The sequence below is a fragment of the Streptomyces spiralis genome, from assembly GCF_014654675.1.
GTDB lineage: Bacteria > Actinomycetota > Actinomycetes > Streptomycetales > Streptomycetaceae > Streptomyces > Streptomyces spiralis.
In genome coordinates, this window is the sequence record NZ_BNBC01000052.1 from 17,900 (window position 1) to 31,718 (window position 13,819).

Below are 13,819 nucleotides of genomic sequence, written 5' to 3' on the forward strand. Positions count from 1 at the left end.
GCGGACGGGGCGCCCCACGGCAGCGTGCGACGTGGAGGGCCGGAGCCGTGGGAAGCAGGAGCCGTGGAGGGCGGCAGCCGTGGACCGAGGGCCGACGCGGCCGGCCTAGCGCAGCCGGGCGACCCGCCAGACGGCGAGGACCACGACGACGGCGACGAGCAGCACATAGGCGCCGATCAGCCGCCAGTCGGGACGCCCGCCGCCACCGCGCGGCGGCAGGCCCGGCCAGGTGTACCCCACGCGCCGGGCGGCCATCATGCCCCAGCCCGCCGCGCAGGAGCAGATCAGCAGTCCCAGCATGGCGATCATCGCGCCGCTGTCGCCGTCGAAGGCCAGCGGGAAGGCGAACATCAGCGAGCCGACGGCGGCCAGTCCCACGATGGGGGCGAGCTGCCAGATGCGCAGGCGCCGCTGCGGGCGCAGCTCGACCTCCACCTCGGGCCCGGCGAACATCTCCTCGGGCTCCGGGCCGTCCGCGGTCACGCCGTCCTGCGTGTCGTCGGGCCCGTCGGGGGTCAGCGAGTCCTCGTCCGGTTCCGCACCGGCGCGCTCCATGGTGATGCGCTCGGTGCCGTGCGCGGCATGTGCGCCGCGTGCGTCTTGTGCGGTGTCGCGAGGGCCGGCCTCCATCGCCACGCGCCCTCCCAACTAGGACTCCACTTGGTCGATCGAAGCTCGATGATGGCACGGTCCCGGAGGCCCGGATGACGGCCTGGGCGTCCCGATGCCATCACGTGATCAGGCTGTAACCGGTCGTTCGACCAACGCCAGCGCGAGGTGCGGAAGTTCCGGGAGGTCCGCGGCGGCCCCGCTCAGCCAGTGCACGCGCGGGTCGCGCCGGAACCAGGAGTCCTGACGGCGCGCGAAGCGCTTGGTGGCGCGTACGGTTTCCGCGCGCGCCTCCTCCAGCGTGCACTCCCCGGCGAGCGCCGCGAGCACCTGCTGGTAGCCGAGCGCCCGGGAGGCCGTACGCCCCTCCCGCAGACCCTGTGCCTCCAGCGCACGCACCTCCTCCACGAGGCCCGCCTCACACATGCGGTCGACCCGGCGCGCGATGCGCTCGTCGAGCTCGGGCCGCGCCACGTCGACGCCGATCTGGACGGTGTCGTAGACGGAGTCGTGTCCCGGGAGGTTGGCCGTGAACGGCCGGCCGGTGATCTCGATCACTTCCAGCGCCCGGACGATACGGCGGCCGTTGCTGGGCAGGATCGCCCGCGCGGCCCCCGGGTCGGCGGCGGCCAGGCGGGCGTGCAGCGCCCCGGAGCCGCGCAGCGCGAGCTCCTCCTCCAAGCGGGCCCGCACGGCCGGGTCGGTACCGGGGAACTCCAGGTTGTCCACGGCCCCGCGGACGTAGAGGCCGGAGCCGCCGACCAGGATCGGCCAGCGTCCCTCGGCGAGCAGGGCGTCGATGCGCTGCCTCGCGAGCCGCTGGTACTCGGCGACGGATGCCGTGACCGTCACGTCCCAGATGTCCAGGAGGTGGTGCGGTACGCCGTCGCGCTCCTCGGGCGTCAGCTTCGCGGTGCCGATGTCCATCCCTCGGTAGAGCTGCATGGAGTCGGCGTTGACGACCTCTCCACCGAGGCGTTGGGCCAGGAAGACGCCGAGGTCGGACTTTCCGGCCGCGGTGGGGCCGACGACGGCGATGACGCGGGGGGCGGGGGGTGCGCTGCTCACCGCACCAGTTTCGCAAACCTCCCGCGGCCCCCTCGAACGAGTTACGTGACGGCACGCGCGCGGGGTCGTTGCCCGTTGCGAGGTTCACGCGGCCGGATTCCGGCGGGCGGTGGTCCGGGCACCGCGGACGGACACACCGGGCTACACGGTTTCGCCCGCACGAGTAACGTATGGAGTTGATATGGGCGTTTTTGCGCGACTTTTCCGGAGGTCGAAGGCTACGGAGTCGAGGGCTACGGAGGAGGCATCGGTCACGGAGGAGCCGGACGGCGCGGCGACGACCGGCTCGGAGGATGTGACCGCCGGCCCCGAGGTGGACGGGACGGCAGCGGCGAAGGGGTCCGCCGGGGCGGACGGCGGTGGCGAGGCCGACGCGGTGAAGGCGACGGAGGCGGAGGACGTCGATCCCGGCGCCGACAGCACCGACGGCACCGACCGGGCCGCCGCGGACGGCGTGGAGATCCCCAAGCAGCAGTCCACCGACGAGGTCGCCGAGCAGGAGGCCGGCGAGGGCGCCCGCACGTAACTCCCGCCAGGGAAGGTGAACCATGGGTCTGCTGGACAACATGAAGGCCAAACTCGGCCCGGCCAAGGACAAGGTCTCGGACCTCGCCCAGCGGCAGCGGGGCTCGATCGAGCACGGCCTGGACAAGGCCGCGAAGGTGGTCGACGAGAAGACCAAGGGCAAGTACAGCGAGAAGATCCACGCGGGCACGGGCAAGGCGAAGGAGGCCGTCGACCGTATCGCCCAACGGGGGGAGCGGCGGCCGGACACGGACACGAGTACGGCGCCGGGCGGCGAGACCGCCCAGACGCCTCCGCAGACGCCTCCGGAGGGACCCCCGCCCACCTCCTGAACAGCGCCCCGCACACCACGACGGCGGCACACCGGCGGGCGGCCGGGAAGCAGGTCTTCCCGGCCGCCCGCCGCGCCGTGGGACTCTGGCCGCCCCCGGGCGCGGGAGGTGACATGACGATGACGCGCCCCGGAGGACAGCGCCCGCGCCGTCCGCGGGAACAGGGCCGGAACAGGGCGGCGTGGCGTCCTGTCAGGACCAGGCGGCGACGAGGTAGCCCACGCCGTAGGGCGCGGAGTCGTGGAGCAGGGTGCCGGAGAGACCGGCGCCCTCGGCGGCGCCCGCGAGCACCTGCCAAGGGGCCCGGCCGGCCGCCTTCAGCTCGTACGCCAGCTCGGCGTCGAGGGCGGTCAGCGCCGCCACGTCCGCCGCGCCGAGCGCACGGGCGACCTCGGCGTCGAAGGGCTCGGCGCGTTCGTCGAGGTACCCGGGTGCCTTGAGCGACCGGCAGGCGCTGGCGTCACCCATCACCAGCAGCGCCACCCGGTCGGCGCGTGCGGCGAGGTCCCGTCCGGCGGCGATGCACCGCTCGGGCGCCAGCGGCTCGCCCACACCCAGCCCCTCGATCGGGGCATCGGACCAGCCGGTCCGCTCCAGCAGCCACGCCGCGACGGCGAGCGAGGGCGGCAGTTCGCGCTCCGACGCGGGGCCCGTGCGCGTCTCCGTGTCCGTGGGCCCACCGAGCCGTACGTCCAGGTCCACGCCGAAGCCGCGGAAGGAACCCCGGGTGCCTTCCGGGTGCGGGCCGCGCCCGGACTCCTCGGCGGGCCCCACCACCATGAGCAGGTCGGGCCGGGCGGCGGCCAGCACACCCAGCGCGTCCGTGCACGCGGCGCGCAGGGCGTCCAGTTCGGGCGCGGCGCCCGCGGCGACGGCGGGCACGAGCAGGGGCGGACAGGGACAGACTGCGGCGGCGACAAGCATGATCGGCAGGGTAACGCGTGCACCGCTCCCCGCCCCGCCAGGAGCGGGTCAGTCGCAGCCGCAGCCGCTGCCCGCAGCCGCCGGCAGCGGCTCCGGGACGCCGATCTTCGGCAGGCCCAGCATGACCCCGGCCGGCTTGGCCGCCTCGGCCGCGGTGCGCTTCTCCCAGGCGTCACCCGCCCGGGTGCGGCGCACCTCGAGCACCGGTCCCTCGGCGAGCAGGTGGTGTGGCGCGGCGTAGGTGACCTCGACCGTGACCACGTCGCCGGGGCGCACGTCCTGCTCCGGCTTGGTGAAGTGGACCAGGCGGTTGTCGGGGGCGCGGCCGGACAGGCGGTGGGTGGCGCCGTCCTTGCGGCCCTCGCCCTCCGCGACCATCAGTTCGAGCGTGCGGCCGACCTGCTTCTTGTTCTCCTCCCAGGAGATCTCCTCCTGGAGGGCGACGAGCCGCTCGTAGCGCGCCTGGACGACCTCCTTGGGGATCTGGTTCTCCATCTCGGCGGCCGGGGTGCCGGGCCGCTTGGAGTACTGGAAGGTGAACGCCTGAGCGAACCGCGCCTCACGCACCACGTGCAGCGTCTGCTCGAAGTCCTCCTCGGTCTCGCCGGGGAAGCCCACGATGATGTCGGTGGTGATGGCGGCGTGCGGGATGGCGGCGCGCACCTTCTCGATGATCCCGAGGTAGCGCTCCTGGCGGTAGGAGCGGCGCATCGCCTTCAGGACCGAGTCCGAGCCGGACTGCAGCGGCATGTGCAGCTGCGGCATGACGTTCGGGGTCTCGGCCATCGCGGCGATCACGTCGTCGGTGAAGTCGCGCGGGTGCGGGGAGGTGAACCGGACGCGCTCCAGGCCGTCGATGTTCCCGCAGGCGCGCAGCAGCTTGCTGAACGCCTCGCGGTCGCCGATGTCGGAGCCGTAGGCGTTGACGTTCTGCCCGAGCAGCGTGATCTCCGAGACGCCCTCGCCCACGAGGGCCTCGACCTCGGCGAGGATGTCACCGGGACGGCGGTCCTTCTCCTTGCCGCGCAGCGCCGGGACGATGCAGAAGGTGCAGGTGTTGTTGCAGCCCACGGAGATGGACACCCAGGCCGCGTACGCGCTCTCGCGGCGCGTGGGCAGCGTGGAGGGGAACGCCTCCAGCGACTCGGCGATCTCGACCTGCGCCTCCTCCTGGACGCGGGCGCGCTCCAGCAGGACCGGCAGCTTGCCGATGTTGTGCGTGCCGAAGACGACGTCCACCCAGGGCGCCTTCTTCACGATGGTGTCCCGGTCCTTCTGCGCCAGGCAGCCACCGACCGCGATCTGCATCCCGGGCCGCTTCGCCTTCTTCGGCGCGAGGTGGCCGAGGTTGCCGTAGAGCCGGTTGTCGGCGTTCTCCCGAACGGCGCAGGTGTTGAAGACGACGACGTCCGCGTCACCGTCCGACCCTTCGGGCGCACGTACATATCCGGCGTCCTCGAGCAGCCCGGCCAATCGCTCGGAGTCGTGGACGTTCATCTGGCACCCGTAGGTGCGGATCTCATAGCTGCGAGTGACGCCCACTTCTTGGCTCCGGTCGATGCTGCTCATGCCACAAGGGTAGGCGCTCGCCGGAGTACCCCCGGACGGCGCAGTCACCGGCGACGGCTTCGCGGCCGTGCGGCAGCGCGGCGGGCGCGCTCCCGGGCCCTTGGAGCGGCGGCCGCTCGCACGGCGGCCGTGCGGCGGCGTCATTACGCTCGCAGCAGCCCTCTCGGACAGGCCCGCAGCCCCTCTCGGACAGGCCCGCAGCCCTCTCGGACAGGTACGTGTGATGCAGCCTCGCGACGCCCTTCGGACGGCCGCCCCGGAAGTGCCCGTGGCCGCCGCACCGCGCGCCTGGCTGCTGCGTCCGGCCGGTCCGGCCGTGGTCGTCCTCCTCGCCGTCGTCCTGCTGGCCCGGGCCGCGCGGGTGGCGGTGGTCTCCGCCCAGGGCGGAATGGACAACGCGTTCGTCGTCCACGCCGGGCAGGTCTGGCTGCACGGCGGGGCCCCGTACGCCGACCGGCGCTTCCTCTATCTGCCGAGCGCCGTGCTGTTCGCGGGCGGCCAGGCGCTGCTGCCGGCGCCGGTGCTGCGGGTGGCCGCGCCGGTGGTGTGCGTGGGGATGGTGGCGGCGGGCTGGTGGTGTGCGGTACGGCTGTTCCGGGTGCCGGCGCGGAGCCGGTTCGCGGTGCTCGGGCTGCTCGGGCTGGTGCTGTGCTGGGCGCCGGTCGGCCATCTGATGAATCTCGGCAACTGGACCGCCGTGAGCGCCCTCGCGCTGCCGTCGGCACTGCTGCTGGCGGACCGCGGCCGCTGGGACGCGGCCGGGGTGGTCCTCGGGGTGTCCGTGGCGGTGAAGCCCCTGCTCCTGCCGGTCGTCGTGCTGCTGCTCCTGGCCCGGCAGTGGCGTGCCCTGGCCTGGATGGTGGCACTGCCGCTGGCCATGTCCGCGGGCGCGGCGCTGGTCATGCCGGATCCGAGCGGGTTCTTCACCCGCACCCTGCCCTTCCTCCTCAAGGGCGGGGACACGCTGATGCGGCCGTTCGACTGCTCCCTGCCCGCGGTGCTGCCGCGCCTCGGGGTGTCGCCGCTCCCGGCCCAGGTGGTGGCGCTGGCCGCGGCGGCGGCCGGCCTGGTGTGCGCCTGGCGGCGCTGGCGGCGCGGCGACCCCGGTCCGGCGCGGCTCGCGGACACGGCCGCGATGCTCATGCTGGCGTCCTGCCTGGTGTCCCGGCCGTCCTACGAGCACTATCTGGTCGTCGTGGTGCCGCTGCTGGTCGCCGGGGCGCTGGAGGCCGGCTCGGTGACGCGGTCGCCGTGGTTCTGGGGGGCGCTCGTCCCGCAGGTGCCCGAGTTCGCCTTCCCCCACCTGGACGCGTCGACGCGCAGGGCGTTCAAGGACGCGTTCACGCTGTGCGGTCTGGCGCTGGTGCTGGGCGTGCGGTGCGCGCGTCCTTGGCGGGCGCGTCAGACGCCGGTGGGGTCCCAGCCCTGCCGGCGGAGCACGGCCGACACGTCGGGCGCCTCGTAGTGGTCGCCCTTGAGCACCTTGCCGTCGGCGCGGCGGGTGACCTGGCCGTCCGGGCCGAGCTTGGTCATGTTGGAACGGTGGATCTCGGCGATCACCTCGTCCAGGTCGATGCCGTGCACCAGCGCGGTGCCGTACGCCACGTAGACCACGTCCGCCAGCTCGTGCGCCAGCCGGTCGAGCGGGCCGCCGGCCGAGACCTCGGCGACCTCGGCCGCCTCCTCCGCGAGCAGCTCCCCGCGGTGCGCGCCGAGCTCCGGCGCCACCCGCGTCGGGGTGTTGCGGACGTCGAGCCCGAAGGCACGGTGGAACTCACGGACGAGATCGGCGGGCGAAGAACTCATACGGCGACTGTAGCCGCCGCCTGTGACCACCCGTCCGCCCCGCCTGCGGCCGCCCCTGGTCAGCGGGCCGTCCTGCTGGCAGGATCGCGCGCATGTCCAAGGTGTTCTCCTCGATCGGCAGGCGCCGCGGTGTGCAGGGCGCGGCCGTCTCCGCCGTGGTCCTCGGACTGCTGCTGTGGTGGCTGCTGCCGCTGGGCGACCGGCCGCCGAGCGGGACGATCACCTTCAGCACCGGGACGCTGCGCGGGGTCTACCAGGAGTACGGCGTGCGGCTGCGCGCCGCGTTCGCCAAGGACATGCCGGATCTGAAGGTGCGGCTGCTGACCAGCGACGGCTCGCAGGAGAACGTCACGCGGGTGGCGACCGGCAAGGCCGACTTCACGATCGCGGCGGCCGACGCGGTGGAGACGTACGAACTGAACCACGGTCCGGGCGCCGGCCGGCTGCGCGGTGTCGCCCGCCTCTACGACGACTACGTGCAGCTCGTCGTCGGACGCGACTCGGGGATCGACTCGGTCGCGGACCTGCGGGGCAAGCGGGTGGCCGTCGGGCCGCCGGAGTCGGGCGTGCGGCTGATCGCCGAACGGGTGCTCAAGGCGGCCGGGATGGACCCGCACAAGGACATCAGGTCCGCGGGCGACGGCATCGACAGCGCGCCGGGCCGGCTGCGGCAGGGCGCGATCGACGCGTTCTTCTGGTCGGGCGGACTGCCGACGGACGGTCTGACGCAACTCGCGTCGAAGTTCGAGTTCCGGTTCATACCGATCGACGACGACCTGGTGGCCAGACTGCATGCCCAGGGCGGTGCCACGCGCTACTACCGCGCCACCAACATGCCGGAGTCGGCGTACCCGTCCGTCCAGAACGGTTCGACGGTGCCGACGATCGCCGTGTCCAATGTGCTGATGACCCGCAAGGACGTGGATCCGAGACTGACCGAGTGGATCACCCGGACCGTCATCGACAGCCGCGACCGCATCGGCGCCCACGTCCACTCCGCCCAGCTGGTCGACCTGCGCACCGCGATCTACACCGACCCCCTGGTCCTGCACGAGGGCGCGCGGCGCTACTACCGGTCGGTGAAGCCGTAAGGGCACCCGTCCCCGCCGCCGGCCCCTACGACCGCCCCGGTTCCGACCTCGGCACCGTCACCGTCACACACAGTCCCCCGGGCTCGTGGTGGCCGTAGGCGATCGAGCCGCCGCCCGCGGCGAGCAGCGCGCGGGAGATGGACAGGCCGAGGCCGGAGCCCTTGATGTTCTGGTGGCGCCCGCTGCGCCAGAAGCGGTCGCCGATGCGGGCAAGTTCCTCGTCGGTGAGGCCGGGGCCGCGGTCGGCGACCACGACCGTCGAGGTGCCGCCGCTGCCGGAGACGGTCACGTCGACGCTCTCGCCCTCCGGCGTGAACTTCACCGCGTTGTCGATCACCGCGTCCAGCGCCGACGACAGCGCCACCGGGTCGGCCCAGGCCGTGGTGGCCGGGCACTGCCCCACCAGCCGCACCCCCTGGGCCTCGGCGGTCGGCGCCCAGGCCGCCACCCGCTCCGCGGTCAGCTCGCCGATGTCGATGAGCTGAAGGTCCGCCTCGGCGTGCTCGGCCAGCGCCAGGTCCAGCAGGTCGTCCAGGACCTGTGCCAGGCGCCGGCCCTCGGTGCGGACCGAGGCGATCTCCTCGTTGCCCTCGGGCAGTTCGAGGGCGAGCAGCTCGATGCGCAGCAGCAGCGCCGAGAGCGGGTTGCGCAACTGGTGCGAGGCGTCGGCGACGAAGGCGCGCTGCTGCTCCAGCACGTCCTCGACGTTGTCCGCCATCTCGTTGAACGACCGGGCCAGCCTGCGCAGTTCCGGTGGTCCGCTCGCCACCGCCACCCGTGACTTCAGGCGCCCGGTGGCGATGTCGTGGGTGGTGGCGTCCAGGACCCGTACGGGACGCAGCACCCATCCGGTCAGCCGCAGCGCGGCGCCGACGGCGACCAGCATCGCGATGATCTCGCCCGCGCCCAGGACCAGCCAGCCGTGCAGCGTGCGCGACCGCATCTGCCCGGTGGGCGAGTCGGTGACGACGACCGCGACGACGTCGCCGTCCCGGATGACCGGCGAGGCGACGACGAGCCGGTGCCGCTGCCAGGGCCAGACCTGCTCCGGGTCGTGGCTGCGCCGGCTCAGCAGGGCCTCGCCGAAGGCCGCCCGGACCTCGCCCTCGGGCGGCAGGGACCAGGTGCCCGGGGCGACCGCCATGGGCGTGCCGGAGCGGTAGAAGACGCCGGCCCGGATGCCGTAGACCTCGTAGTAGCTGGCGAGTTCGCGGCTGAGAGTCTCCAGGCGCTCGTCGGGGACGGTGCGGCGGGAGCCGGTGGGCCGGTCGGTGACGAACTGGGCGAGCGCGGCGAAGCGCGCCGTGTCGTCGATCCGGTCGACGACCACCTTCTGCTGCTGGGCCGCGGCCAGGCTCACGGCGAGCGGGAAGCCGAGGGCCAGCAGGACCGCCGCCATCAGGACGATGAGCAGCGGCAGCAGACGTGTGCGCACCCGTCCCCGCTACGCGGCCGGGGCGACGAGGCGGTAGCCGACGCCGCGTACGGTCTCGATCAGGGCCGGCATGCGGAGTTTGGAACGCAGGGAGGCGACGTGGACCTCCAGGGTGCGTCCGGTCCCCTCCCAGCTGGTGCGCCACACCTCGCTGATGATCTGCTCCCGGCGGAAGACCACCCCGGGGCGCTGGGCGAGCAGGGCCAGCAGATCGAACTCCTTGCGGGTCAGCTGGACGACCGTGCCGTCCACGCTGACCTGCCGGGTGGGCAGTTCGATGTGCACGGAGCCGAGGCGCAGGGTGCTCTCGCCGCCGCCGGTCGCGTCCTCGTGGACCGTGCGCCGGCTGACGGCGTGGATCCGGGCGAGCAGCTCCCCGGTGTCGTAGGGCTTCACCACGTAGTCGTCGGCGCCGAGGTTGAGCCCGTGGATGCGGGAGCGGACGTCGGAGCGGGCGGTGACCATGATGACCGGGGTGCTGGTGCGCTTGCGGATCTTGCCGCAGACCTCGTAGCCGTCCTGGTCGGGCAGGCCCAGGTCGAGCAGGACCACGCCGAAGCCCTCGCCGCCCGGGACGAGGGCCTGCAGGGCCTCCTCGCCGCTCCGGGCGTGCGTGACGTCGAAACCGTGCCGGGCCAGGACCGCGGACAGCGCGGCCGCGACGTGGTTGTCGTCCTCGACGAGGAGCAGTCTCATCCCGGCCTCCCCCGGTTCATCCGTCGTATCGTCATCCCATGTAGAAACCGTGCACGCGCGCGTGCACCATGGCAGTCACGCCGATGGACGAGGACGGCGTCAAGAGGCTTCCGGGTGCGCGCCACCTGTCGTTACCCAGCCGGTACGCGCCCCACGCGGCCTTGCTACGACACGTGTCCGGCCGCTACCAGATCGTGATGCTCAGATCTCCCTCAGATGTAATGACGCTGGTGGCGAGGCTGGCTACTGTCCACCGAAACCGAGGAGGACGGAGCCTGAAAGCGATGACCGAAGTATCGGTGGCCAAGGAAGACGTGGCCTCGACCAACGATCTGGTCGTCCTGAAGAGCGTCAACAAGCACTTCGGCGCGTTGCACGTGCTCCAGGACATCGAGCTGACGATCTCTCGCGGCGAGGTCGTCGTGGTCATCGGGCCCTCCGGGTCCGGGAAGTCCACTCTGTGCCGCACCATCAACCGCCTGGAGACCATCGACTCGGGCACGATCTCGATCGACGGCCGGCCGCTGCCCCACGAGGGCAAGGAGCTGGCCCGGCTGCGCGCCGACGTCGGCATGGTCTTCCAGTCCTTCAATCTCTTCGCGCACAAGACCGTGCTCGAGAACGTGACCCTGGGGCAGATCAAGGTCCGCCGCACGGACAAGAAGAAGGCCGAGGAGCGGGCTCGCGCGCTGCTCGACCGGGTCGGCGTGGGCGCGCAGGCCGACAAGTACCCCGCGCAGCTCTCCGGCGGCCAGCAGCAGCGCGTGGCCATCGCGCGGGCGCTCGCCATGGACCCGAAGGTCATGCTCTTCGACGAGCCGACCTCCGCGCTGGACCCGGAGATGATCAACGAGGTGCTGGAGGTCATGCAGCAGCTCGCCCGGGACGGCATGACGATGATCGTCGTCACCCATGAGATGGGCTTCGCCCGCTCGGCCGCGAACCGGGTGGTCTTCATGGCCGACGGCCGGATCGTCGAACAGGCCGCGCCCGACCAGTTCTTCAGCAACCCGCGCAGCGACCGCGCCAAGGACTTCCTGTCGAAGATCCTGCACCACTGACGGCCTCGGGCAACCCGCGTCGGCCGGCGTACGCCCCGGTCACGCGGGTCTCCCCGGGTTGCCGCGGTGGCCCTGGCCGCCTGACGGCCCAGGTCGCCCCCGGTCGCCCGGTCCCCGGCGCAGCCGTCACCGCCCCGAAACGGGCCTCGACTCCTCTTTGAGCAAAGGACATCCACCATGAAGCTCCGCAAGGTCACCGCCGCCTCGGCCGTCGTGCTCGCCCTCGCCGTCTCGGCGACGGCGTGCGGTTCGGACAAGAAGGACGGCGGGTCGTCGGGCAGCGGCGGCGACAAGAAGATCGCCATCGGCATCAAGTTCGACCAGCCGGGTCTCGGCCAGAAGACGCCGCAGGGCTACTCCGGCTTCGACGTGGACGTGGCCAAGTACGTCGCCAAGAAGCTGGGCTACAACGAGGACCAGATCGAGTGGAAGGAGTCCAAGAGCGCCGACCGCGAGACGATGCTGCAGCGCGGTGACGTGGACTTCATCGCCGCCACCTACTCGATCACCCCGGAGCGCGAGAAGAAGGTCGACTTCGCCGGCCCGTACCTGCTGGCCCACCAGGACGTCCTGATCCGCGCCGACGAAAGCGGGATCAAGTCGCCGGCCGACCTCAACAGCAAGAAGCTGTGCTCGGTGACCGGCTCGACCTCGGCTCAGAACGTCAAGGACAAGCTGGCGCCCAAGGCCAACCTCCAGCAGTACCCGACGTACTCGGCGTGTCTGACCGGTCTGCAGAACAAGGCGATCGACGCGCTGACCACCGACGACTCGATCCTCGCCGGTTACGCCTCCCAGGCCCAGTTCAAGGGCAAGTTCAAGCTGGGCGGCTTCAAGATGACCAACGAGAACTACGGCATCGGCGTCAAGAAGGGCAGCGACCTCAAGGCCAAGATCAACAAGGCCCTGGAGGACATGGTCGCCGACGGTTCCTGGGACAAGGCCGTGAAGGCCAACCTCGGCCCGGCGAACTACCAGAACGAGCCCGCGCCGAAGATCGGCGACATCAAGAGCTGAGTCAGCGCCCCGGGTGCGCCGTCCACGGGGGAGCGGCGCACCCGGGGTCCGGCCCCTTCACACGCGGAAGCGCGGGAGATCGTGTTCGACTTTCTTTCTGGCTATGACCTGCTGGGAGCCTTCTGGGTGACCGTGCAGCTCACGCTGCTCTCGGCCGTCGGCTCCCTGGTCTGGGGCACCCTGCTGGCCGCCATGCGCGTCGGCCCGGTGCCCCTCATGCGCGGCTTCGGTACCGCCTACGTCAACGTCGTGCGGAACATCCCGCTGACGGTGATCATCCTGTTCACCTCGCTGGGCCTGAACCAGACGCTCAACGTCCAGCTCGGCGCGCAGGACTTCGACACCATCAACTTCCGGCTCGCCGTGCTCGGTCTGATCGCCTACACATCGGCGTTCGTCTGCGAGGCGATCCGCTCCGGCATCAACACGGTGCCGGTCGGCCAGGCGGAGGCGGCCCGCGCGCTCGGGCTGAACTTCACCCAGGTCCTGACCCTGGTGGTGCTGCCGCAGGCGTTCCGCTCCGTGGTCGGCCCGCTGACCAACGTCCTGATCGCGCTCACCAAGAACACCACGGTGGCCGCCGCCATCGGCGTGGCCGAGGCAGCCCTGCTGATGAAGAAGATGATCGAGAACGAGGCACAACTCCTGCTGATCTCCGCGGTCTTCGCGTTCGGCTTCGTGTGTCTCACGCTGCCGACCGGCCTGATCCTCGGCTGGGTGGGCAAGAAGGTGGCGGTGAAGCGATGAGCAGCTCGGTGCTGTACGACGCGCAGGGGCCGAGGGCCAAACGGCGCAACGTCGTCTACACGATCGTGTTCCTGCTCGCCGTCGCGGGGCTCGTCTGGTGGGTGTACCAGAACCTGAGCGACAAGGGGCAGCTGGACTGGGAGAAGTGGAAGCCGTTCTTCTCCGGTTCCGAGGCATGGACCACGTACATCCTGCCCGGCCTGAAGAACACGCTGATCGCGGCCGCCATGTCGATGATCATCGCGCTGCCGCTGGGCGCCGTCTTCGGGATCGCACGGCTGTCCGACCACGCCTGGATCCGCGTTCCGGCCGCGGTGGTCGTGGAGTTCTTCCGCGCCATCCCGGTGCTGATCCTGATGATCTTCGGCAACGCCCTGTTCGCCCAGTACACCAACGTCAACTCCGACGACCGCCCGCTGTACGCCGTGGTCACCGGCCTGGTGCTCTACAACGCCTCGGTGCTGGCGGAGATCGTCCGGGCCGGCATCCTGGCCCTTCCCAAGGGCCAGTCGGAGGCCGCCCAGGCCATCGGCCTGCGCAAGACCCAGACCATGACGTCGATCCTGCTGCCGCAGGCGGTGACCGCGATGCTGCCGGCGATCGTCAGCCAGCTGGTGGTGATCGTGAAGGACACCGCGCTCGGCGGCGCGATCCTCACCTTCCCGGAGCTGCTGGCCGCGGTCTCCCCGATGAGTTCGTACTACGGTGCGAACACCATCGCGAGCTTCACGATCGTGGCGGTGATCTACGTGGCGCTCAACTTCAGCCTCACCAGCTTCGCGAGCTGGCTGGAGCGGCGGCTGCGGCGGGCGAAGAAGTCGACCGGGGCGGTGCTCGCGCCGGCGGCGGTGGGGGGCACCGAGTCGGCGGGAACCGCCGCCTGACGGACGGTCACCGGGCAGCTGTGACAAGGGGGGCAGTGGAGTGATCACCACTGCC

The 13,819-nt window shown here is 71.7% G+C and carries 15 protein-coding genes; 8 read left to right on the forward strand and 7 right to left on the reverse strand.

The window, feature by feature from the left end:
- Window positions 1-105 precede the first annotated feature (105 nt).
- Window positions 106-630: a hypothetical protein gene (locus tag IE318_RS36470; protein WP_189907252.1), complete on the reverse strand. Its 525-nt coding sequence runs from the start codon at window positions 628-630 to the stop codon at window positions 106-108.
- A gap of 108 nt (window positions 631-738) precedes the next feature.
- Complete coding sequence (miaA, locus tag IE318_RS36475) at window positions 739-1,677, reverse strand: tRNA (adenosine(37)-N6)-dimethylallyltransferase MiaA (protein WP_189907230.1); 939 nt, start codon at window positions 1,675-1,677, stop codon at window positions 739-741.
- 295 nt (window positions 1,678-1,972) lie between these two features.
- Here miaA and IE318_RS36480 point away from each other — a divergent pair, with 295 nt between their 5' ends.
- The gene (locus tag IE318_RS36480) at window positions 1,973-2,203 is read left to right on the forward strand and encodes a gliding motility protein (protein ID WP_308438614.1); all 231 of its coding nucleotides are present in this window, start codon (window positions 1,973-1,975) and stop codon (window positions 2,201-2,203) included.
- Between the two features lie 22 nt (window positions 2,204-2,225).
- Window positions 2,226-2,534 (forward strand): antitoxin, encoded by a 309-nt coding sequence (locus tag IE318_RS36485; RefSeq protein WP_189907232.1) that lies wholly within the window; start codon window positions 2,226-2,228, stop codon window positions 2,532-2,534.
- 192 nt (window positions 2,535-2,726) lie between these two features.
- Here IE318_RS36485 and IE318_RS36490 read toward each other — a convergent pair whose 3' ends face one another.
- Both IE318_RS36490 and miaB read right to left on the reverse strand, forming a co-directional pair.
- Window positions 2,727-3,458 (reverse strand): class III extradiol dioxygenase subunit B-like domain-containing protein, encoded by a 732-nt coding sequence (locus IE318_RS36490; RefSeq protein WP_189907233.1) that lies wholly within the window; start codon window positions 3,456-3,458, stop codon window positions 2,727-2,729.
- A 48-nt stretch (window positions 3,459-3,506) separates the two neighbouring features.
- A complete protein-coding gene (miaB, locus tag IE318_RS36495) occupies window positions 3,507-5,027 on the reverse strand; it encodes a tRNA (N6-isopentenyl adenosine(37)-C2)-methylthiotransferase MiaB (RefSeq protein ID WP_030178207.1) in 1,521 nt (506 codons plus the stop codon).
- Window positions 5,028-5,250: 223 nt separating this feature from the next.
- Here miaB and IE318_RS36500 point away from each other — a divergent pair, with 223 nt between their 5' ends.
- Complete coding sequence (locus tag IE318_RS36500) at window positions 5,251-6,492, forward strand: glycosyltransferase family 87 protein (RefSeq protein ID WP_189907234.1); 1,242 nt, start codon at window positions 5,251-5,253, stop codon at window positions 6,490-6,492.
- Here IE318_RS36500 and IE318_RS36505 read toward each other — a convergent pair.
- The gene (locus IE318_RS36505) at window positions 6,429-6,833 is read right to left on the reverse strand and encodes a pyrophosphohydrolase domain-containing protein (protein ID WP_189907235.1); all 405 of its coding nucleotides are present in this window, start codon (window positions 6,831-6,833) and stop codon (window positions 6,429-6,431) included. The two genes, IE318_RS36500 and IE318_RS36505, sit on opposite strands and share 64 nt — an antisense overlap.
- 92 nt (window positions 6,834-6,925) lie before the next feature.
- On the opposite strand from IE318_RS36505, the gene IE318_RS36510 reads away from it, so the two are divergent.
- Window positions 6,926-7,924, forward strand: a complete 999-nt coding sequence (locus IE318_RS36510; protein WP_189907236.1) for a TAXI family TRAP transporter solute-binding subunit — start codon at window positions 6,926-6,928, stop codon at window positions 7,922-7,924.
- A gap of 25 nt (window positions 7,925-7,949) precedes the next feature.
- Here the strand turns inward: IE318_RS36510 and IE318_RS36515 are convergent, their stop codons facing one another.
- Together IE318_RS36515 and IE318_RS36520 are read right to left on the reverse strand one after the other, a co-directional pair.
- Window positions 7,950-9,359 carry a sensor histidine kinase gene (locus IE318_RS36515; RefSeq protein ID WP_030178214.1) on the reverse strand — a complete coding sequence of 470 codons (1,410 nt, stop codon included), beginning with the start codon at window positions 9,357-9,359 and terminating at the stop codon, window positions 7,950-7,952.
- Between the two features lie 9 nt (window positions 9,360-9,368).
- A complete protein-coding gene (locus IE318_RS36520) occupies window positions 9,369-10,055 on the reverse strand; it encodes a response regulator transcription factor (protein WP_030178216.1) in 687 nt (228 codons plus the stop codon).
- Window positions 10,056-10,339: 284 nt separating this feature from the next.
- Here IE318_RS36520 and IE318_RS36525 point away from each other — a divergent pair, with 284 nt between their 5' ends.
- The 4 genes from IE318_RS36525 (at window position 10,340) to IE318_RS36540 (ending at window position 13,764) form a co-directional block, all read left to right on the forward strand.
- Window positions 10,340-11,116 (forward strand): amino acid ABC transporter ATP-binding protein, encoded by a 777-nt coding sequence (locus IE318_RS36525; protein ID WP_030178218.1) that lies wholly within the window; start codon window positions 10,340-10,342, stop codon window positions 11,114-11,116.
- Window positions 11,117-11,293: 177 nt separating this feature from the next.
- On the forward strand, window positions 11,294-12,133 hold the full coding sequence (locus IE318_RS36530; RefSeq protein WP_030178220.1) for a glutamate ABC transporter substrate-binding protein: 840 nt from the start codon (window positions 11,294-11,296) through the stop codon (window positions 12,131-12,133).
- An 81-nt stretch (window positions 12,134-12,214) separates the two neighbouring features.
- Complete coding sequence (locus IE318_RS36535) at window positions 12,215-12,880, forward strand: amino acid ABC transporter permease (RefSeq protein WP_030178221.1); 666 nt, start codon at window positions 12,215-12,217, stop codon at window positions 12,878-12,880.
- Window positions 12,877-13,764: an amino acid ABC transporter permease gene (locus IE318_RS36540; protein ID WP_030178223.1), complete on the forward strand. Its 888-nt coding sequence runs from the start codon at window positions 12,877-12,879 to the stop codon at window positions 13,762-13,764. Before IE318_RS36535 ends, IE318_RS36540 begins: the two co-directional genes overlap by 4 nt.
- The last annotated feature ends 55 nt before the right edge of the window (window positions 13,765-13,819 follow it).